20 protein-coding genes, 1 tRNA gene and 1 pseudogene are annotated in these 18,680 nt (G+C 51.3%); 13 read left to right on the forward strand and 9 right to left on the reverse strand.

Annotation, left to right across the window (positions count from 1 at the left end; all coding sequences use genetic code 11):
* Positions 1-3: 3 nt before the first annotated feature.
* The 7 genes from ybgF to J1836_RS03755 all read left to right on the forward strand — a co-directional run bounded on the left by ybgF (position 4) and on the right by J1836_RS03755 (position 6,181).
* On the forward strand, positions 4-927 hold the full coding sequence (gene ybgF, locus J1836_RS03725; RefSeq protein ID WP_207249748.1) for a tol-pal system protein YbgF: 924 nt from the start codon (positions 4-6) through the stop codon (positions 925-927).
* Positions 928-1,031: 104 nt separating this feature from the next.
* Complete coding sequence (locus J1836_RS03730; RefSeq protein WP_207249749.1) at positions 1,032-1,250, forward strand: hypothetical protein; 219 nt, start codon at positions 1,032-1,034, stop codon at positions 1,248-1,250.
* 5 nt (positions 1,251-1,255) lie between these two features.
* On the forward strand, positions 1,256-3,112 hold the full coding sequence (locus J1836_RS03735; RefSeq protein WP_207249750.1) for an ATP-binding protein: 1,857 nt from the start codon (positions 1,256-1,258) through the stop codon (positions 3,110-3,112).
* 63 nt (positions 3,113-3,175) lie between these two features.
* Positions 3,176-4,441: a YeeE/YedE family protein gene (locus tag J1836_RS03740; protein WP_207249751.1), complete on the forward strand. Its 1,266-nt coding sequence runs from the start codon at positions 3,176-3,178 to the stop codon at positions 4,439-4,441.
* A gap of 60 nt (positions 4,442-4,501) precedes the next feature.
* Positions 4,502-4,577 (forward strand) — tRNA-Lys (locus tag J1836_RS03745).
* 153 nt (positions 4,578-4,730) lie between these two features.
* Positions 4,731-5,438, forward strand: a complete 708-nt coding sequence (locus tag J1836_RS03750) for a P-loop NTPase family protein (RefSeq protein ID WP_207249752.1) — start codon at positions 4,731-4,733, stop codon at positions 5,436-5,438.
* 5 nt (positions 5,439-5,443) lie between these two features.
* Positions 5,444-6,181 (forward strand): SHOCT domain-containing protein, encoded by a 738-nt coding sequence (locus J1836_RS03755; protein ID WP_207249753.1) that lies wholly within the window; start codon positions 5,444-5,446, stop codon positions 6,179-6,181.
* Between the two features lie 92 nt (positions 6,182-6,273).
* Here the strand turns inward: J1836_RS03755 and J1836_RS03760 are convergent, their stop codons facing one another.
* From J1836_RS03760 to J1836_RS03785, 6 genes are all read right to left on the reverse strand, one after another.
* Entirely contained in the window at positions 6,274-6,840 is a 567-nt protein-coding gene (locus tag J1836_RS03760; protein ID WP_207249754.1) for an EF-hand domain-containing protein, read from the reverse strand.
* 112 nt (positions 6,841-6,952) lie between these two features.
* On the reverse strand, positions 6,953-8,236 hold the full coding sequence (locus tag J1836_RS03765; RefSeq protein WP_207249755.1) for a DUF5666 domain-containing protein: 1,284 nt from the start codon (positions 8,234-8,236) through the stop codon (positions 6,953-6,955).
* Positions 8,226-9,056: a DUF6502 family protein gene (locus tag J1836_RS03770; RefSeq protein ID WP_207249756.1), complete on the reverse strand. Its 831-nt coding sequence runs from the start codon at positions 9,054-9,056 to the stop codon at positions 8,226-8,228. Before J1836_RS03770 ends, J1836_RS03765 begins: the two co-directional genes overlap by 11 nt.
* Positions 9,057-9,118: 62 nt before the next feature.
* Positions 9,119-9,412: a helix-turn-helix domain-containing protein gene (locus J1836_RS03775; protein WP_207249757.1), complete on the reverse strand. Its 294-nt coding sequence runs from the start codon at positions 9,410-9,412 to the stop codon at positions 9,119-9,121.
* A 106-nt stretch (positions 9,413-9,518) separates the two neighbouring features.
* Positions 9,519-10,307 (reverse strand): autoinducer binding domain-containing protein, encoded by a 789-nt coding sequence (locus J1836_RS03780; RefSeq protein ID WP_207249758.1) that lies wholly within the window; start codon positions 10,305-10,307, stop codon positions 9,519-9,521.
* Positions 10,304-10,912, reverse strand: coding sequence for an NBR1-Ig-like domain-containing protein (locus J1836_RS03785; protein ID WP_207249759.1), 609 nt, complete (start codon positions 10,910-10,912; stop codon positions 10,304-10,306). The genes J1836_RS03780 and J1836_RS03785 overlap by 4 nt, the downstream gene beginning before the upstream one ends.
* Positions 10,913-11,099: 187 nt before the next feature.
* Between J1836_RS03785 and J1836_RS03790 the strand changes: the two genes are divergently transcribed.
* Positions 11,100-11,912 (forward strand): hypothetical protein, encoded by an 813-nt coding sequence (locus J1836_RS03790; RefSeq protein ID WP_207249760.1) that lies wholly within the window; start codon positions 11,100-11,102, stop codon positions 11,910-11,912.
* Positions 11,913-11,921: 9 nt separating this feature from the next.
* Here the strand turns inward: J1836_RS03790 and J1836_RS03795 are convergent, their stop codons facing one another.
* Positions 11,922-13,451 carry a B12-binding domain-containing radical SAM protein gene (locus J1836_RS03795; protein WP_207249761.1) on the reverse strand — a complete coding sequence of 510 codons (1,530 nt, stop codon included), beginning with the start codon at positions 13,449-13,451 and terminating at the stop codon, positions 11,922-11,924.
* A gap of 368 nt (positions 13,452-13,819) precedes the next feature.
* On the opposite strand from J1836_RS03795, the gene J1836_RS03800 reads away from it, so the two are divergent.
* The 5 genes and pseudogenes from J1836_RS03800 (at position 13,820) to J1836_RS03815 (ending at position 16,196) form a co-directional block, all read left to right on the forward strand.
* Positions 13,820-14,209, forward strand: coding sequence for a 3D domain-containing protein (locus J1836_RS03800; RefSeq protein ID WP_207249762.1), 390 nt, complete (start codon positions 13,820-13,822; stop codon positions 14,207-14,209).
* Positions 14,210-14,331: 122 nt separating this feature from the next.
* Positions 14,332-14,463: pseudogene (locus J1836_RS22050) on the forward strand (helix-turn-helix domain-containing protein); the annotation flags it as partial.
* 50 nt (positions 14,464-14,513) lie between these two features.
* Positions 14,514-14,795 (forward strand): transposase, encoded by a 282-nt coding sequence (locus J1836_RS21430; protein WP_242632718.1) that lies wholly within the window; start codon positions 14,514-14,516, stop codon positions 14,793-14,795.
* A complete protein-coding gene (locus J1836_RS03810) occupies positions 14,792-14,938 on the forward strand; it encodes a hypothetical protein (protein ID WP_207249764.1) in 147 nt (48 codons plus the stop codon). The genes J1836_RS21430 and J1836_RS03810 overlap by 4 nt, the downstream gene beginning before the upstream one ends.
* Positions 14,939-14,990: 52 nt before the next feature.
* Positions 14,991-16,196, forward strand: coding sequence for a BaiN/RdsA family NAD(P)/FAD-dependent oxidoreductase (locus J1836_RS03815; RefSeq protein WP_207249765.1), 1,206 nt, complete (start codon positions 14,991-14,993; stop codon positions 16,194-16,196).
* 14 nt (positions 16,197-16,210) lie between these two features.
* On the opposite strand, the gene J1836_RS03820 is transcribed toward J1836_RS03815, so the two are convergent.
* Together J1836_RS03820 and J1836_RS03825 are read right to left on the reverse strand one after the other, a co-directional pair.
* On the reverse strand, positions 16,211-16,510 hold the full coding sequence (locus J1836_RS03820) for a TusE/DsrC/DsvC family sulfur relay protein (RefSeq protein WP_207249766.1): 300 nt from the start codon (positions 16,508-16,510) through the stop codon (positions 16,211-16,213).
* 111 nt (positions 16,511-16,621) lie between these two features.
* Positions 16,622-18,631: a lipase gene (locus J1836_RS03825; protein WP_207249767.1), complete on the reverse strand. Its 2,010-nt coding sequence runs from the start codon at positions 18,629-18,631 to the stop codon at positions 16,622-16,624.
* Positions 18,632-18,680 lie beyond the last annotated feature (49 nt).

Here is an 18,680-nt window from a genome sequence, read left to right on the forward strand (position 1 = left end):
GCAATGCAAAACAAGCTAAGCCGCAGCGCCTTGAGCGCTCTGGTAGCTACCGTGTTGGCTATGCCTGCGTGGGCAGAGCCAATGCCTGATGAAGCGGCTTTACAATTACTGCAACGGGTCAATGATCTGGAGCAGGAATTGCGCAACCTCAGAGGCGATAACGAAAAGCTGCAAAACGAACTGGAAACAATGCGTAAAAGTCAGAAGGAAAACTTTCAGCAAGTCGATGACCGGCTGGAAAAGCTGCAAGACACCGCTGCGGATAAACCAGCTGATACGGCGGTTAAATCCGACAGTATCACGGCAGATAAACCAGCGGACAAACCAGCTGATAAACCGCTGGATAAAGACCCGAATGGTTTTTACAGCTACGGCACGGGCAAGTCCGATGACAAAAACCCGGCAACACCGCTGAATAAACCAGAGGACAAGCCGACAGACAAACCAGCGGACACGGCAAAAGCAACGGAAAGCACCCCGCCTGCGAGCGCCACTTCCAGTGCCAGCACCACGGGCGACAAAGACAAAGTTGCACCTGCACAGGATGAACGTTCGGTTTACGATCATGCTTTCCAAACTTTGCTGCAAGATCCGAAGGAAGCCGTACCGGAATTCCGTTCGTTCCTCAAGGAATACCCGAAAAGCTCCCTCGCCCCCAGTGCGCAGTATTGGGTGGGTGAAGCGCTGTATGCTGAAAAGGATTTCAAAGGAGCGATTGAAGAGTTTTTGGTAGTGCTAAAGGAACACAAAGGCAGCGATAAAGCCCCAGATGCCGCGCTCAAACTCGGTTACAGTTTCTATGAGCTGAAAGAGTGGGACAAGGCCAGCCAGACCTTAAAAGACGTGATCAGCTTCTTCCCAGACAGTGCTGAAACCGTCAAAATGGCGCAAGAACGCCTCGACAAAATGAAAACTGAGGGGCATTAGCCCCTCTTTTTTTAATCATGCCGACACCTTTCTCCAGCAAAATTGCGCATCTTTGCATATAGTTATCGGGCATGGATGACGATTAAATAACAGCGGAGATGCGCATGTTCGGCAAGAAAAGCCCTAAACCAGCCCCAACCCTTGATCTGATGCAGGCCATTGCGCCTGCGCCATTAAAAACAGCCGCTGCTCGGCGCTTCATGGAATTCTGCCAACAAGACTTTCCAACGCATGACAAAGCCGATGGTTTTGACCCAAAAGTGTACGTGGATGCGGTCAAATTAGTGATCGACCGCCTTGAAGCCACGCGGCACATGGAGTAAGCAGCATGATCATCACCTCTGTTATTGCCGACAATTTCCGTAAATATGCGCACCTGCAACTCGACAACTTGCCAAACCAAGGTTTAATCGCGTTAATCGGTGGCAATGAATCCGGCAAAAGCACCATTGGGGATGCCATCCAGTTCGGTCTGTTTGGGCGCACCGATCAAGTCCCCGCCGAAGATGCCGCGAAACTGATTCATTGGGGCGCAAACAAAGCTAGTGTGGCTTTGCGCTTGCAACATCGCGGGCATGAATACCGCTTGATTCGCTCGATTGACAGCGACGGCAATGTGGCGGCGACCCTATTTTCCACCGAGGAAGAAGTCACCCTCGCGGATACACCCGAAAGCGTGGAACGCCAACTGAAAGCCTTGTTTGGTTATTACTACGAGGCGTTTTCCAAAGCGTTTTATTGGGGGCAACAAAGCAGCAGCGCCAAAGATGGTGACAGCGACAACCTGCGAGCGATTGCGGGGCTGAAAGAACACGCCAACATCAGTGCGCAATTAGAACGCGAACAACAAGAACGCGTGCAAACCCTGAAGGAATTGCAGGCACGACGGCAGCATACTGCCAACGCCGTCGATACCTTGCACATTGATGAAACCCAACTGCCGCACTTCACAACCATCAGCGCCGATTTGCAAGATCGTCAGCAACAACTCACCCTGCTGGGGCAACGCTTAGACAAAGAATCGCTGGCTTACCCCAATAATTTAGAGACATTCCAACGGGTTGACAACCGCAGCCGTCAAATTGGGCGCTGGACACTCATGACGTTGCTGGTATTCCTCGTCGCTTTAGTCGTAGGCTTGTTCCTGATGTTTACGCCCGAATGGGGCAACAAACTGCTGAGCGGTGTGGCTTCGTCTACGCTGGATTTCATCGGTAGAAGCGCTATTCGCTTAGCCTCTGTCACCGCCTTGAGCGGAGCAGTATTGCTGGTATACGGGTGGTATGTGGAAATGCGCCATTTACGCCCTTTGCACAATCAAGCCAGACACCTGCGTAAAGCGTTTGAAGAAAGTTACCAAGCCTGTACGCAACCCCTTAACCGTGTGCTACCCACCGATAGCACTGATTATTTGGTCGGCAAGCACGTCGAATGGCCAGAAGCGAGCACCACCCACCCTGATATGGCTTCCATCCCTGCGTGGACACAACAAGCCAGCCAGTACAAAGCCAAAGCCTTGTACGTGCACAGTGCGGCGGATACGCTGAACGTGGGACTGGCTAACCGTAACAAGGAAATGGCAGAATACGTGGACTGGTTGAATGCTGATATTCATACCGCCGAGCAACAACTCGCCCACAAAGCCCAGTTACAAGCCTTAGTCACCCAACAAGAAGACGCGTTGGAATACGAACACCGTCAGCAAATCGTCACGGCTACCGCGTTGGATCTGTTAAAGCGCGATGCCAGCCATTCGATTGCACGCTTTAATCAATTGGTGAAAACGCGTTGCCCCGAATTGCTGCAACGTTTCACCCAAGCCCATTACAAATCACTGGAAATCACCCCTGAATTCAGCCTGAAATTATTGTCGGAAGAAAAAGGTGACTTCCTCGATTTCAATGAAATCTCCACGGGAACACAACGCCAAGTCGCGCTAGCCATGCGAATTGCGCTGGCGAATGCACTCGCAGATGCCACCAAAACCGATAAACAAATGCTGTTCTTGGATGAGCCATTCGCGTTCTTTGACCCCGAACGTACCAATAATACCCTGCAAAGCCTGACCGAAACCAGCAAAGGGGTGATCAGTCAAATTTGGCTTACCGCGCAAACCAAACCGGAAGGCGTGAAGTTGGCACAGGAAATTCACTGCGCCCAAGGCAATACTACTCTGAAGGTATAGATCGCTCTTTTTTGCGATTTCTCAAACTATAATCGCCTCTACACTACAGTTAGAGGAGAGGTTATGACGTTTGATAATTTTGCATCCGCGCAGTCATTTTTGCTGATGGCGGGTTTTGTGATTGCCTTCATCATGGGGGCAATCGTCAATAAAACACACTTCTGTACGATGGGCGCAATCTCCGATTGGATCAATATGGAACACACCGGGCGCTTGCGTGCGTGGGGTTTGGCGATTGGCGTGGCATTGCTGGGTGTGGTGGTTCTGGAAATGTTGGGGCTGGTCAATCTGAACAGTTCTTACCCCCCTTACCGTAACGGACAACTGATTTGGGCAGAAAATCTGCTGGGCGGTATCCTGTTCGGCATTGGCATGACCATCGCAGGCGGTTGCGGCAATAAGTGTTTGGTGCGCATCGGCGCGGGCAATCTGAAATCCATCATCGTGTTTTTAATCATCGGCGTGGTGGCGTATTTCATGCTGAACCCGTTCCCCGGTTCGGATAAAACCTTGTATTCACTATTGTTCTACCCGTGGCTGAATCCGCTGGCACTTAATCTGGGGAACTCGCAGGATTTGGGCAGCGTCGTGGCGGGGGAAGGCAATGCTGTCATGGCACGTTTGGTGATTGGCTTGCTCCTTGGCGCAGTATTGATCTGGTTAGCCTTCAAATCCAAAGACTTCCGCAGCAGTAGCGATTTTGCCGTGGGCGGTATGGCGGTGGGTTTGTGTGTGTTAGCCGCGTGGTACGTCACCAGCAATACCGTGGTGATGGTGGATGATCAACCTTATCCGCTGACGCAATATTACGGCGAATGGGACATGCTCGCTGAATCTGAGGAAGGCAAACCGGCGCTTGGAGCAGCGTTAGGCTCGCAATCGTTTACCTTCATTAACCCCATGGGGCAAGCCGTCGGTTATGCTGCGGGTGGCTTCAATAGCAGCTTGCTGACATTTGGTTTGATGGCATTGTTTGGGGTAGCGGCAGGTTCGTTCGTGTGGGCGTTGCTGACGCGAACTTTCCGCATCGAATGGTTCTCTTCCAAAGCAGATGTTGCCAATCATCTGTTGGGTGCAATCCTGATGGGCGTGGGCGGCGTATTGGCGATGGGTTGCACAGTTGGACAAGCGATTACCGGCGTATCGACGTTAGCGGTTGGCTCTTTCATTGCATTTGCGGGCATTGTGGTAGGCAGCGTGTTGACGATGAAGGTACAGTTCTACCAAATGATGTACGAAGACGAAGCCAGTTTTGGCAAAGCCTTAATCACCGGACTGGTAGATTTGCGACTTTTGCCCGAATCGTTGCGCAAACTTGAAAAAGTTTAACCGAAGCTGAAAAAAAGACTTGCCAGCCGCATTTCTTTCCCTATAATAGCGCTCTCTCACGGGACATTAGCTCAGTCGGTAGAGCATCTGACTTTTAATTAGGTGGTCGTGCGTTCGAGTCGCACATGTCCCACCATACAAAACAAAGGGTTGCATCCAACAAGATGCAGCCCTTTTTTGTTTTTGCGATTTACGGTACGGTTTACGGTGTCCTTTTGTCTTGCCAAGCAATACTGGCTTAGAAATTGCATACTAAATCACTCAACCACCAACAATCACGGAGACAATAATGGGTAGGGTACATTTCATCGGCGGCGAAAAAGGCGGCGTAGGCAAATCACTGACCGCACGCGTGCTGGCACAATATTTCATCGACAACGCCACCCCGTTCATGGGGTTTGATGCGGACGAATCTCATGGGACTTTTTCCCGCTTTTACAAAGACTTCTCTGCACCATTGCGGGTCGATGACTACGACAGCTTGGATAATATCGTCACCCTCGCGGAAACACACCCCGATCACGATCTGATTATCGACCTCGCTGCTCAAACCGCCTCGCGACTGGGGCAATGGCTCAAGGAAAGCGATGTCTTCGGTATTTTCACCGCAATGGGGCATCAAGTATTTCTCTGGCACGTTATGGATGATGGCGCGGATGCGATGAGCCTGCTGGACAAAACGCTGGAAAGCTATCCCCAGCAAGCCATTCAGTTCATTGTGGTACAGAACATGGGGCGCGGTGAGAATTTTGACATCTTCGAGAAATCGCCCATTTTCCAAAAAGCGCAGCAACGCAATGCCTATTGCATGACATTGGGCAAGCTACACCCCAAATTGGTGCAAAAAGTCGATTTCAATGACCTAAGCTTCTGGGCAGCCGCCAATAACCGCGACCTGATGAACACACCGGAACGGCAACGGTTACGGGTATGGTTAGACAATACCTACGCGCAATTAGATCACTTCCTCAAACACGACTCACCACAAGACGAGTAAATCTCATGCAAACGCTCACCGATTACGGTCAAAACGCTATCAATAACCTCGCGCAACGCTACGGTGTCTCCAACGATGCGGTAACGACGCTGCTCTACGCCGTCATGAATGGCAACGGTACGATGGCGCAGTTTTACCACCCCGAACTCGGCGGCGGCGGGCAATGGATGCAGGGCGGCATGACGATGGTGGGTGATATGTTCAACTACGGTCTGAAATCGACCGTGGATGGCTTGTGTCAGGCATTATCCAACCTCTTGAATCAGCCCAACGCACTCTTCGTCCCCCAACCACAACAGCAGGGCAACCGCAATTGGTGGCCGGATGATCTGGGCATGGCTGCTTCGACAGGTGGGCAAAACAACGTGCGCTACGCCTACTTCCCCAGCAGTTGCCGTTTAGCCATCGACATCAGCGGGCAAGTCACGATCTATAACACGCTGGATCATCAAATCGGCGGCGTTTCGCAACAGCAAGGTGGCAGTACTTCGCTGACTTTCAGCAGCCAATACGGCACGCTGACGGTGGATCAATTGCCCATCGTGTCGATTAACGGCGTAGCCCCGCAACCGCAGCCTGTGCAGCAACCGTTTCAACCCGCCGCCCCGCAGCTCTCTTTCAACACAAACGAGGGCGGTGATATTTTTGCGCTCATCGAACGCCTTGCCGACCTCAAGCAAAAAGGCGTGATCAGTGAAGATGAATTTGCCAGCAAGAAAGCCGAATTGCTGCAACGTTTGTAAGTTCATCCTCCCAGCCTGCACAACAAACAGGGGAGTCATCATCACGATGCCCCCCCTACTCTCAACGGTAATGTTATGCCAGTCGTGAAGGCTTAATGCTTACCACCCTTCCCGCCTTTAGCACCACCACCCATGCCAGCGTTGGCTGGGGCGACTGGCACTACAGTGAACTCCTCTAGTGACACGAGCTTGTTCGCATCGGTATCCAAACGCGCAAATTCCCACATGCCGCTGTTGCTGCCCTTGCTTTGCAATTCGGTGAATTCTGCTACACTCAGCACAGCATTAGCGTCTTTGTCTGCCAAATTGAATACGTTGGTCAGGTAAGTGGCTGCTGTACCCGTCGCAGTGGCGGTAAACTCAGCCAAGGTAATGTCGCTGGTTGTGTCGGTGTTAATCTTAGTAAACGCGGCGTTGACACGGCGGGTCTGGATAATGTTTTCCAAGCCTGCAAATTCAGCCAGTGTTAGGTCGTCGTTGGTATTGGTATTAGCGGTATTAAAATCAGCCGTTTTACCCGCAAGTGCTTCTTCAGCCGTCACCGTGCCGTTAGCGTCGGTGTCGTACTCAGCCATACCAGCATGAGCCGCCAGTACCAGAGAAGAGGCAGACAGCAGGACACCAGCAACCAGTAAAGACAGAGTAGTATTCGTTTTCATCGTTATTGCTCCAAACATTTTTCAAAAGCCTTACCCAACACGGGTAAGTGTTAGTTGACCCAGCGCTGCAACGCTGGGTTTTTTTATACCTCAACTCACGCTGAGGATTCGGTTAGTGACCCGCTTCACGCACCAGCGGAAGCAAGTCATCATTCGTATTCTTAGGGGGCATCAAAGGCAACATGCCGCCTTGCAAACGCAAAACCCGCAGCGTACCGTCGGCTTGCAACAACGCATCCACGGCCACCGTATCACCCACATTCAACAGCGCAAACGCCGTCGTGCTTTGATGATTGAGCGCATCGCGATCCCCCAGCAACATGCTGGCTTGATCGACCACAAAGGTACTACCCAATAAGCTGAAGGTTTTTTGCGCCGCATCTATCGCCGTAATCGCCCCCTGCCAGCGCACCCCAGCCGTATCTTTCGCATGGCGCAACGCCACCCGCGTGGCTTGCAACACGCCACTGGCATCCATCGTACCCTCCACTTCCAAACCCGCATTCAACACAATGCCGCTGGCGGATAAGCCATCAAAACGCGTACTGCTGCTGGTCGCCACCGCTTGCCCATTGAGCGTGAAACGGCTGCTTGATTCCAATGCTGTCACCACACCTTCCATTTCCAAGCGGGTATTTTGAGGATAATCCGTCCGCACGGGTTTCACGCGCACTTTCGTGGCGATGACGCGCTGCCCTTGCAAAGCTGCACGGCTTTCCACCTCGACAAACACACCGTTGCTCAGGCTTGTTCCTGCTGTAAAACCTTCCAACCGCGCCGTGGCATAATCCACCACCACATCGCCTAGTTGGAATGTGGTTTGCGCCGTTAATAAACCACTCACAGTCCCCGCCAGCTTCAACAACGCACCATCGTTGGCGTAGCGATCCCGCTGCAAGGTTACGCTGGAAGCCGTAATCATCCCCGCCGCATCACGCACGCCCGACACTTCCACCACATTGCCCCGCTGTAAGGCACTTAATTGCGTGAAACCGTGCAATACCGTCAAGTCATCCGTCGTGACCGTTTGCCCCATCACCGTCAGGCTGACGTTATCGCTGGAAAACGCCGTCACCTCACCCACCAATAAGCTCTCAAAGCTCACTTGCGTGGCGATGCTGGTACTGCCATCTTCTGCGGGTACGCCTGTCACCGTGACGAATTCGCCGACACTGAATGCCGCTTGCCCGCTCACCAACTCGCCCTCACGGTAAAACGTGGCTTGATCCACGTCATAGCGCACCCCATTGACGTAAATACTGCCAAAGCCGGTGATCCGCCCGCTGGAAATACCCGTGCCGCTCATGCCGCCTTCTACCAGCGTTAACGCACTTTCCACGCAACTGCTGAGTAATACCGCACTGAATACCGTTGCCAGCACGCGCTTAATCTTCATGTTTCGCATCCTTTTCCACATCCACGGGCTGCTCGAAATAATAAATACCGACACCCGCCTGCATTCGTCCTGTGCCTTTTATATCGGCATTGCTGTCACGGTCATGGCGGTATAACCACGCATTAAAACGCAGCAACAATTGTTGGGAATCGTGTTGCACAAATTCGCGGAATTCGGGCAAGACTTCGATAGGCAAATTGTCGTAACTGACCTTGCGCTGATACCGCAGGTCTTGGGGGTTACGACTGGTTAAGTTGTGGTCGATGGTGCTAATCAACAGCGGCACATCCAACCCTAGCAACGCGACTTTTTCGCCCTCATCGCCTTGCGGAAGGTAGACCTGACTAAGCAATTCCACGCTGCTGCCGTCCAACGTTTCGCGCACCACCTGAATACGCTTCATTTCTTCGAGCATCGCAAAATTCGACATATCACCGCTGTAACGCTGCACCAGCCGCTCGAAACTGCCCTGCTCCCCCCGAAACGGCAAAATCGCTGGTTGACCCGTGCTCGCATCCACGAATTCAGCATCATGTAACCAACCCGTCAACACGCGCACGCCACGGTTATAACGCTGGCTGGTTTCGGTCGCTTCACGTTCGCGCAATACTGCCACGTCTTTGCGGGTTAAGCCGGTAATCGCCGCCACGCGTGAAGTCGTCACGCGTTCACCGCCACGGGCTAGCTCTTGTTCGACCACATCGACATACGCTTGCTTGACCAATTGAGTGAAATCGCCAAGGGCGACCCCTTTGCGGTACAGAATCCGCATCAAGGTTTTGATGATGCGGTAAAAAGCGAGGCGTAGTGTTTTGTCCATGAATGGGAATTTATTCCCATTCATGGTAGACAGTCAAGCACTATTCCATAAAACAGGCTTATTTAGATGAACGATGATGAGGTTTCAGACAAAATCGGGCGATAACCTTCCGGCCAAACCGTGCCACACGCACGCTGAGTGGATTGGGAATAAATCGCCAATAAGTCCGGTGTGGTGGTTTTCAAGGCCGCCGCGACGGCTATCAGGGTGGAAAGTTTAGCCTCCTTGATGTCGGCGACCATCAGCTTATGCCAGGTTTGCCGGGAAATACCGGAATACTCGGCGGCTTCTTTTACACTTAATCCCAAGACTTTTGTGCGAGACTGCATATACTGCGCCAAATCCAATGCTGACATGTTGTCACCCCTCAATGACAAGTGTACATGGACTGAGTATCAGACTTTGGACAAACGGTATCAAGGTGGAAATTTCCACCCTTGACAAGCATTAGGATGAACCTTGTTAGCGCTGATCCAACAACTGGAGCAAACCGAGGTAATACAGCAACTGGGCTTTGTTGATGCTTCCAAACTTTTTCAGGATACTTTCGAGCAATTTTTCACCGTATTTCTGAGAAATACCCGGCAAATATTTCGGCAAGATTTTCATCGGCAAACCCGTGATCAGAAAAGGCAAAAGCTGGCGCTCTTTCACGCTAAGCTGTTCCAGCAATGCTGCTAGAAAAAAGGCGCGTAAGGCGGGCTTACTCATGACATGCTCATGAAAAATCTGCGTACAACACATCAAAGTCGACAAGTTCGTCGCTAGCAGCCGTTGGTAAAGCGCGTCTTTTTCGGCACTGATAATACTCGCACCGCCAAAACCCGCCGCTCCCACCAGCGGTAACGATAAACCATGTTTAATGCCATAGTCTTGCTCAGCAGTAATCACAACATGACGTTCTGGAGCAGTGGTCTCGGGTTTTCTAGCTTCTACCCACCAGTCAATGACGTGGGTTTCTCCTTGGGTTATTTTTTTGATAGTAAAATCATGCTTCTCAAACCCTGCCTCTTGATAGTGTTTGAGAAAATGCGGATTATAAGTATCTGAGGTAATAAACAACGGAGCGAGTGGCAGCCCTGACTGTAAATGTAACTGAGGGATGAAGGTGTATAAAACACCCTCAAACCCTAGAGACTGCACACACCGTGTATAAACGGCGAAGGCTTCATCAAACGTATTAGCTTGAAACAACGCGGCTACAAAGTCCAGCGGGTTAAAAACACCCGGTGCAGATAGTAGCGGTTTCACGGCTTTAGCACAGTCACCATACAGTACAAGCCCGCCTGCCGTGGAAACACAATATCCCCTGCCGCATTCACGCATTTCCATTGCGAAATAGCGTTACACGCCAACGTAGGCGCACGCAATTGCACGCTCAACTGTACGTGTTTCCCAGACGGCGTATCGGGAATCGCAATGCTATTATCCACAGGCTGTAAAGGTGATGTACCCGGAACATCCATACACTGCAAACGCCAACCCACCCACGATTCCGTGCCGACATTAGCGATTTCCCATGTTTTTTCAAACACTTCACCGGCACGCACCGTACTATTATCCGGGTAGGTCACATCCGCGATAAACCCCGAAACAAAACGGGTGTCACCACTGCGATGCGCCGCTTGGGTCACTTCGCGTCCATTAAAAAAGATACGCAACATACTCAGTGGATGCGTTTCCAACGTATCCGCTACCTGTATCAAGGTGGATAAACGCGCTTCACCAATCTCGGCACGCAGCAATTTATGCCATGTTTGCCGTGAAATTCCCGAACGTTTTGCCGCTTCAGTAGTGGTCAAACGCAACGCGCGTAAACGTAAACGCAGATATTCTGCTAAGTCCAATGCGGACATAATTATTTTCCCCTTCAATTCAACTGACTAGCGGCAATTTATCAGAAAGTAAACAACGACGATAGAATAAATCCTAGCAGATTAACGCTTATCAGGGGTAAAACACCTGAACCAGCAAAGAATTGCCGAGTTGATGGGTATCCTTTAGTATTCAAAACTGCTCTTGCCCCACAGGATTGTTAATGCCGTGATGAAATATTTAGCACAGATCGGTTTAATCGGTTGTTGCAGTTTACTGCTTGCTTTGCAAGGCTGCGATCAAACCGTCGATCCAACCCCTGCCCCTAAACACGTTTCCGTGCTGGAAACCTATATACAAGCCTTAGCCTTAGAAGATGAAGCCCTCGAAACACGCTTCGGTAAATTAGTCATCACCCACAGTAAACCGGATATGCCTCCCGACGCGCTGACCTTGGCGGGAAAACACATTTTTCAACAGGAAGGCTTTTACCTGTCATTGCATCAATACATCAAACAAAATGCCCGCGATGTGGTGTTATTTGGCTCAAATTGCGGCGGCACAGCTTGTCCACAAAACCAATTTTACTTCTTGCTGTTGGATAAAGATAAAGCACCAGAAATCATTACCCACTCTGATTTTACCGCTGATCCCGAAGACCTAAAACTCAGCGTGGATGGTGAACGCCTAATTCTTGATCTAGGTTTCCAAGCGGGTAAGCACAAAACTGCGGTCTTGCAAGGCAATACTTTCGGCATTGAGCTGGATACTGTGCCGAAAAGTTTCGTGGGCGAAGAAAATTGCCGCTGGCTCTACGACGAAGTATTAGGCTCTTGCAAAGAATACCAAGAAGCCGATGCAAGCTGTCGTGATCCCCAAAGCAGCTTCCCCGGTCACTTAATACGCGGTATTGCAGCGGTAGCAGAACACCCCGGTTTTGTCGCCGAATCCTTTGAACGGCGCTGCAAAATTGCCTGCGAAAGTGCCAAAATCGTCGATTACCCCACCTTCGCCAAGGAAGTGTGCAGCAAAAGCCATTAAAGCAAACCGCTACTCTTCCTGCGTCACAAAACGCAACTGCCGCTGGTTGCCGCTTTTAGCCCCGACCAGATACGGATTATGCGAATTCTTGCGCACTTCACTCAGGAAGGGAATCTGCCCTTTCTGACCCGTCAACGCATAATCTTGCAGCAAAGTATCTTCCAACACGGCGCGGTCAATGCCCAAGAGCGTCACCCCTGCCCCATGCACCAAGACAAACAAGCGCGGCAAAGCGATCTTATGCGTTTGCTGCACCTCGGCATAAATCCACGCCGTCAATGCCCAGAAACGCGCAAACGGCGCATCCCCCAGCAAGAGCGGCAACGTTTGCCCAAAGCGCCCCGAATTCGCGATCATATCCCAATAACGCGCAAAACGGTTCATCTGCTGCATCGTGGCAAAATCCACCCGATCCGTGCGTAAAATGTTGTACGGTGGTTGCGGGTTATACACCATTCCAAACGCTTCGGTATGCCGAATAATCGGTGTGCCACGCAAGCGCTTCAAAATGCCCACTTGAATTTCGTGCGGCTTCAGCGCGATCAAACGATCAAAGCCTTCGCCAAAACTCTGCAAATCCTCCCCCGGCAACCCAAAAATCAAATCGGTATGCAAATGCGCGGTGGAATGCTCGCACAACCAACGGATATTCTCGGCGGATTTGGCATTGTCCTGCTTACGACTCACCAACGCCTGCACTGCTGGGTTAAACGTTTGAATACCAATCTCAAACTGTAACGAACCCGCAGGAAAACGCGTAATACGTTCTTTCAGTGTTTCTGGCAAATGATCGGGGATCAATTCAAAGTGCAGAAACGTGTCGACATCCAAGCGTTCCAGAAAAAAATCCAGTATCGCAATGGTGGTTTGAATTTTCAGATTAAAAGTCCGATCAACGAAACGGAACTGACGCAAACCACGCTGCCAAAGCTGCTCCATTTCGGCTAAAAAGCGGCTCAGCTCAAACGGCAATGCGGTTTTATCGAGCGCCGATAGACAAAATTCACACTTAAACGGGCAGCCGCGTGAGGCTTCTACATAGATTGAACGCGTCGCCAAATCGTCCGACGTGTACTCAGAATAAGGCAAAACCAGTTGCGCCAAGGGAACTTGTTCCCCTTTAATCACTTTAAGCACCGGCTTCTGATGATTTAATAGTTGACTGCATAATTGGCGAAAACTCACCTCACCAGCCCCCGTCACCACATAATCAGCTAATCGCGTGATCGTTTGTTGTTCGGTTTCATAGCTCACCTCCGGGCCGCCCAAGACAATAACCACATCAGGATCAAGGGATTTAAGCAGTTCAACCAACGCCGTCGTTTCCGTGATATTCCAGATATAAACACCCAGCCCAATGATACGCGGCTTACCGCTTAATAATTGCTCTGCAATATCTAACGGACGCATAGTAATGGTAAATTCCATGATTTTTGCGTGCGCTTGCCACTCACCCAAATTCGCGAAAATGTAGCGTAAACCCAACGAGGCATGGGTATAGCGGGCATTCAACGTTGTAATAATAATAGGCTTATTCATAAATATAACTACAATTTAAATATATAAAATTCTAATAAAGAAGCGGTTAATGCCAAGTTCATATACAAGTCATTGTTTAACATGAATATAAATAACTGCTATTGATTAATACAACAGCCCTCAGAACATTTTATCACCAAAAACCTGACAAATGGCAAATGCTCCTATACACTCCGAGTCCTGATAGTATGTTGTTGTATGGATACAGTGAAGGTAATTAGTGTCGTAAATCATCCACCAATCAGTACCATTCGTCTCTTCTGACGCAACTTTTCCTTCATTAGTATATTTGAATATGCTAATCTCCGCCGAATTCCTTCAATCAAATTTAGTTATTTATTTTTGAAATCAAATATTTGGGTTAATTTATGTTTACTGTAAAACGTCTTCTCACAGTGGTTCTTCTAACCATTAGTATGGTTGGAATCGCCTCCGCTGGGCAGAAGCGGCCTAACAGCCTAAAGGTAACCGCTACCGCCTATAACTCGGTTTCTAAGCAAACCGACAGTACTCCAAACATCGCCGCATGGGGCGACAAACTGACACCGGGCAGAAAAGCCATTGCCGTTTCACGCGATTTGCTCAAGCAACATGGCTTAGCACATGGCGACAAAATCAAAATCAGAGGTCTCGAAGGTGAATACGAGGTTCTAGATAAAATGCACCCGCGCTGGCGCAAAAAAATTGATATTTACATGGGAAAAGATCCCCGCGACGCGAAGCGCTGGGGGAGACGCACCGTCACCATTCACTGGTGATCAGCTCCACGATTGAAGGAATTCTCGAAGCCCGCTCTATGCGGGCTTTTTTATCGCTTGAAACACGCATTTACTACGAATTCAGGCACGTAAAACAAGAATTTTAGTCTATCTTTAATACCATGCAACGACTCCAAGCCTTTAAATACGAACTGAAGCCCAGCGGCGAGCAACAGCGCAATCTGTGCCGTTATGCGGGTTCGGGTCGGTTTGTTTACAACAAGGCGTTAGCGTTGCAACAGGCTAACCATGCGGCGGGTGAAAAGTTCATCAACTATGTAGCGATGGCGGCATGGCTTCCCGTTTGGAAGCGAGAACAGGATTTCGCGATGCCAAACAAATCAAGCTCGATCAGCGCAACAACCGCGTTTTCCTGCCCAAACTGGGTTGGATTTGCTACCGCAACAGCCGCGAGGTGTTGGGTGAGTTGCAAACCCAACAAGCGAAACTCGCCAATGCCCACCGCAATTTCCTGCACAAAGCAACGACCAGGATCAGCCAAAACCACGCGCTCGTATTCGTCGAAGATTTGCAGGTACGGAATATGTCCAAATCAGCGGCAGGCATTGGCGATTTGTGTGCGTGAAGTGTCACTATGAAAATCACGCCGATCATGTTGGCGCAATCAATGTTAAAGAGCGGGGACACCGCTTGTTAGCCTGTGGAGATGCGGTATTAAGCCGCTCGATGAAGCAGGAACTCGCCGAAGTAAGTCAGCTATTTAGCTGAATGCAGTAGGAATCCCCTTTCTTCAGGGAGGGGAGGATGTCAAGATGCACCCATGCAAACCTTAAATCATAACTTAGCGACTTACGATGTCGTCATCCTCGGCGCGGGTGCTGCCGGATTACTGTGCGCAGCGACCGCTGGACAACGCGGGAGGCGCGTCTTGCTGCTCGATAAAGCCGACAAGATTGGTAAAAAGATCCTCATCTCCGGCGGTGGGCGTTGTAATTTCACCAACCTTCACGTTAACCCCGCCGCATACTTGTCGCAAAATCCCCACTTTTGCAAATCCGCTTTGGCACGCTACACCCCACAAGATTTCCTCAACTTGATGCGCAAGCACGACCTAAGCTGGCATGAAAAAACCCTAGGGCAACTATTCTGCGATCAAAAAGCCCCTGCTATCGTCGAGATGCTCTGGGAAGAATGCCGCGATGCTGGAGTGAACTTGCAACTCAATACCGAGATCGACACGCTAGTCCACGACGGTGAGCACTTCCATCTGCACACCATGCAAGGGCAGCAAATCCGCACCCAATCCCTAGTCATTGCCACAGGGGGACCCTCGATTCCGCGCATGGGTTCAAGCGATAGTGGCATACGCATTGCAAAACAGTTTGGTCTAAAAAATATCCCGTTCACCCCTGCCCTCGTACCGTTTACGTTGACACAAACCATGCTGGAAGGGTTATTCGCTGGTTTAGCGGGCGTGAGTACACCGATTGCGGTCAGTTGTGGGGAAGGCTATTTTCGTGAACAGATGTTGTTTACCCACCGTGGCTTGAGCGGGCCGGCCATGTTGCAAATTTCCTCGTATTGGCAACAAGGGCAAGCGGTACACATTGACCTGCTACCGGGGCAAGATGCGCTGGCGTGGTTACAAACCCTGCAAAAACAACGCCCGAAAGCCGAGCTAAAAACCGTCTTGGCAGACGTGCTCCCCAACCGTTTAGCGCAACGCTTGTGCGAAACCCTGTTCCCCAATCGTCCACTGGGGCAATACGGCGACAAACTGCTTCAGTCGATTGCGACACAATTGCACAACTGGGAATTAACCCCCGCAGGCACAGAAGGAATGCGTACCGCCGAAGTGAGCCTCGGTGGCGTTGACACCCGAGAGCTATCCTCCAAAACGCTGGAAGCACGAAAAGTAGCCGGGTTATATTTTATTGGGGAAACCGTCGATGTAACGGGTTGGTTAGGCGGGTATAACTTTCAGTGGGCGTGGGCATCCGGTTGGTGCGCGGGGCAAGTTGCCTAGCCCCGCTCATCTGCTTACACGCAGCCCGTCGGCTTAGGCAGACCACCGTATTTGGTAATCGGCTTCATCGGCCCGGTTTTCCACTGCGCGAACAGTTCTTTCTGATCCATATTAATGAATTTAGAGAACTTACGAATCGGCGGTACGACAGCTTGATCATCGTAATATTCGCGGGCTTTCAGGATTTGCTCCCACTTCGCATCGGTCAGTTCCACGCCGTCGGCTTCTGCCATGGCTTTGCCGATTTCCGGTGTCCAGTTGTCCATGCTCAGCAAGTAGCCGTCGCCGTCACGTTCAGGGATTTCTACACTCATTGTCAGTCTCCTCAAATTGCCTAGTAATTTAATCGGGTATAGCAATGAAATGACAAAAGGGCGGGTAGTGTCAATACTCACACTGGCTATGGACATATCCCCGCCCGCTTTTCACGGTGTTGCCGGAGCAATCACGCTGCTATCCCCAATACTAATCGCGGTGCCGCGAGCCAGTTGAAATGCCGCCACTTGCCGTTGCGTTTCCACCGTTGCCGCAAAACTGCTGGTCGGGTCAAGCAACGAGCCGTGTACCCCGCTGTTAAAGCGCACCATGCCATCTTCAGCCGCTGTTGTAGTCGTAATGCTACGTAACGGCATCACACTCGCCAAGGCTTCTGTCCCCGACAATGGCGCATTCGCTACCCGATTCGGAATCACCTGATCACCCAGCACTTCAATCACATGCAGCGGGTGCGTCGCGGCGGCTTTTGCGCCCAACACCACCGGATCAGCCGGATCAAGCGCAATTTGCGCCACTGCCATGAAGGTATCGTAATCCGGCGTACCTGCTGTCAGCCCCGCGCTCGCTAACCCTGCCTTAATCACGGGGCCAAAACTGGCAGAGCCATCCAATAACCGCGCAATCCCGCCACCGGGTGCAACCAAAGAAGCCGGAGTCACCAGCGGTTCTGCCGCCAAATACCCCGTGCCCACAATACCGCCCAAGGAATGCCCCACAAATCCCACCTTACTGGCATCCAACGGCACAGCACCAACATTGCCCAAGCTACGCCGCAACACCAACAAATCCGCAATGCCTTGGCGAATATTATCCCGCGAAGTCAGCAAACTGCTTAAATTGATGAAATGCGTACCCGAACTATCCACTAAGGTATCCGCCCCCGCTGCCCCGCTGGCGTTATTGCGCAAATCGAGGTTAAAGGTGCGCTCGGTATCGGTCGCAAACGCCGCATTCGTATCCGCCCGCAACGGATCAGTTGCCTCGGTCACGCCGTGCAAAGGCAAATCAATCGCCACGCCGACAAACCCCGCATCCGCCAGCGTATCCGCCACTGCCAACAAATCTTCACGATTACGGGTAATGCCGTGCTGGAAAATCACCACCGGCCAACCGCTCGCTGGTGGGGTTGCCCCCGCCAACGCTTGCGCATTCGGCACACTCATCAACACCGGAATGGTTTGCGCCCCCGTGGCGACAGGTACAGCGTTAAAGCGGGTCAGGAAAGCGCCACTCGCCCCCGTCCAAAACGTCGAGAGCGGCGCAGTAGGATTCGTGCTGCTCGGTGCCGTCAGGTAATACGGCACAGCCAATGTCCCCAGATGCACATTCGCTTTGCCTGCTAGCGCTGGCACAAACGCATTGGTTGCCCCCACTGAAGGCGACATGGGCATCGGGCTAGCACTTGCTTGCGTGACCAGCGTATTCAACACGGGCGTTACCGATTGCGTGGTAAAGCTCCAACTCAACACGATGGAGGAACGCGTTACGCCTTGGCTTACTGCCACAGTTTCCTGATTATTGATCAGTTGACGCAAGGGTTCTAAGGAGGCATTTTGCCCAGTTAATGGCGTTGTACCCTGCATGGCTTGATACGCCACGTCTCGCGCCGCCGCCAAACCATCTGTCCCACGGATGGCGTTAGTCAACACCACCAAGTAACTGGTGCTTTCCTTCAACGGTTTTAGCGGTAATAACGTCAGCGTTTCTTGCTGTGTGCCTGCTGCGGTGGCGAACAACTCTGCTGCCGTCAATTCACGGGTCACGCCTGTAATGGCTTGCGTCGCAGCATCCTTTGCAACTTCAAACACGCGTACACTGCTCCCCACTTGCAGGGATGCGGCATTCAGCCCACTGCCAAACGTTGCCGCAATCGGCGCAGTTAACCCAAAGCCATCCAACGTATTCAACGTATTGATCAAACCCAGTTGACCCGCGTTGGTGATCGTCGTGGTGGGAATGTTTAACGTGCCATCCTGCGTCCCCAGCAATAACAGATCATTGGTTTGGGGAATCTGCCCCGTCGCAGGGTCAAAACGGGCAACGGCTGCCCCCGTGGTGGTCGTATCCGTCGACACGGACTCATTCGATTGGCTACACGCCCCAACCCCTACTAAGGTCAAGGCGAGCAATACGCTCCGAGATAGGTAATGCAGTTTCATGAAAACGCCTCCTCGTGGTGATTATTATCCTCGCCCTCATAATCTACCA

The sequence above is a fragment of the Thiothrix fructosivorans genome, from assembly GCF_017349355.1.
GTDB classification, from domain to species: domain Bacteria; phylum Pseudomonadota; class Gammaproteobacteria; order Thiotrichales; family Thiotrichaceae; genus Thiothrix; species Thiothrix fructosivorans.

Bases quoted from the DNA above. Each gene is read 5' to 3' on its own strand.
- ybgF (WP_207249748.1), top strand. From the start codon at position 4: ATGCAAAACAAGCTAAGCCGCAGCGCCTTGAGCGCTCTGGTAGCTACC.
- J1836_RS03730 (WP_207249749.1), top strand. From the start codon at position 1,032: ATGTTCGGCAAGAAAAGCCCTAAACCAGCCCCAACCCTTGATCTGATG.
- J1836_RS03735 (WP_207249750.1), top strand. From the start codon at position 1,256: ATGATCATCACCTCTGTTATTGCCGACAATTTCCGTAAATATGCGCAC.
- J1836_RS03740 (WP_207249751.1), top strand. From the start codon at position 3,176: ATGACGTTTGATAATTTTGCATCCGCGCAGTCATTTTTGCTGATGGCG.
- J1836_RS03750 (WP_207249752.1), top strand. From the start codon at position 4,731: ATGGGTAGGGTACATTTCATCGGCGGCGAAAAAGGCGGCGTAGGCAAA.
- J1836_RS03755 (WP_207249753.1), top strand. From the start codon at position 5,444: ATGCAAACGCTCACCGATTACGGTCAAAACGCTATCAATAACCTCGCG.
- J1836_RS03760 (WP_207249754.1), bottom strand. From the start codon at position 6,840: ATGAAAACGAATACTACTCTGTCTTTACTGGTTGCTGGTGTCCTGCTG.
- J1836_RS03765 (WP_207249755.1), bottom strand. From the start codon at position 8,236: ATGAAGATTAAGCGCGTGCTGGCAACGGTATTCAGTGCGGTATTACTC.
- J1836_RS03770 (WP_207249756.1), bottom strand. From the start codon at position 9,056: ATGGACAAAACACTACGCCTCGCTTTTTACCGCATCATCAAAACCTTG.
- J1836_RS03775 (WP_207249757.1), bottom strand. From the start codon at position 9,412: ATGTCAGCATTGGATTTGGCGCAGTATATGCAGTCTCGCACAAAAGTC.
- J1836_RS03785 (WP_207249759.1), bottom strand. From the start codon at position 10,912: ATGTCCGCATTGGACTTAGCAGAATATCTGCGTTTACGTTTACGCGCG.
- J1836_RS03795 (WP_207249761.1), bottom strand. From the start codon at position 13,451: ATGAATAAGCCTATTATTATTACAACGTTGAATGCCCGCTATACCCAT.
- J1836_RS03800 (WP_207249762.1), top strand. From the start codon at position 13,820: ATGTTTACTGTAAAACGTCTTCTCACAGTGGTTCTTCTAACCATTAGT.
- J1836_RS03815 (WP_207249765.1), top strand. From the start codon at position 14,991: ATGCAAACCTTAAATCATAACTTAGCGACTTACGATGTCGTCATCCTC.
- J1836_RS03820 (WP_207249766.1), bottom strand. From the start codon at position 16,510: ATGAGTGTAGAAATCCCTGAACGTGACGGCGACGGCTACTTGCTGAGC.
- J1836_RS03825 (WP_207249767.1), bottom strand. From the start codon at position 18,631: ATGAAACTGCATTACCTATCTCGGAGCGTATTGCTCGCCTTGACCTTA.